General features: G+C 62.0%; 2 protein-coding genes. Both read right to left on the reverse strand.

What is annotated here, in order from left to right; genetic code table 11:
* Nucleotides 1–214: 3-hydroxyacyl-CoA dehydrogenase NAD-binding domain-containing protein (locus tag AC1DRJ_RS30770; protein WP_477805432.1), on the reverse strand; the 214-nt coding region annotated here is incomplete at its 3' end.
* Nucleotides 214–756: NAD/NADP octopine/nopaline dehydrogenase family protein (locus AC1DRJ_RS30775; protein ID WP_477805433.1), on the reverse strand; the 543-nt coding region annotated here is incomplete at its 5' end. The genes AC1DRJ_RS30775 and AC1DRJ_RS30770, both read right to left, overlap by 1 nt.

The raw sequence follows: 756 nt of genomic DNA on the forward strand, positions 1-756 counted from the left end.
GCTCCGGCTGGAGTGCACCGATGCGCACCAGCATCTGCAGTTCGCCGCGGATGTTGTTTCGCACGCGCTCGAAGTAGCCGTGCCGTTCATACTCGGCGCGATCCTTGATGTCGATCAGGGTGACCGGCAGGCCCGCATGGATGAACGCCAGGGCAATGCCCTCGCCCATCCGGCCGGCGCCGACCACGCTGACTTGAGGCAGCGCGGTATTCATTAGTGGTAGCCCCGGGTCAGTAGCTCCGTCATCTGCGCCCGGTTCAGGTTGGCCAGACCGAGGTTTTCCAGGGTGCGGCCTTCGGCGTAGAGATCACGTGCAGCGACAACCGAAGCAATGCTCAGCAGGCCCTGCGCTACAGGGGTCGGTACACCGGCCCAACGGCCGACGGAAACCAGGAAGGACAGGCCCAGGCGGGTGTCTTCTAGCATGTAGCGATGTTTCTGCAGGTCGATGTCTTCACGCCAGTCGCCGCTGTCAGTCAGCTTGCCATGGGCACCGCGACCGTACATCCACTCATCACCTTCGGTAGTGTTGTAGTGATCGGCCAAAGGAAAGTGCGGTGCGCCATAGGTCAGTGCTTCGCGCACGGCCATGCGCTCGGCATCCAGCTGGTTGGTGACACGACGGATCGACGGTTGGGTGCCTTCGTTGTGAATATCCCAGGCCTCGAAATGCTCCAGGGGACCGGCGTTCATCATGATCAGCGGCGGGTGAATGATAGGGCCTGCGTTCATCAACGCACCGCTCAGTGCGTCTTC

The organism is Pseudomonas sp. P5_B2 (genome assembly GCF_056400445.1).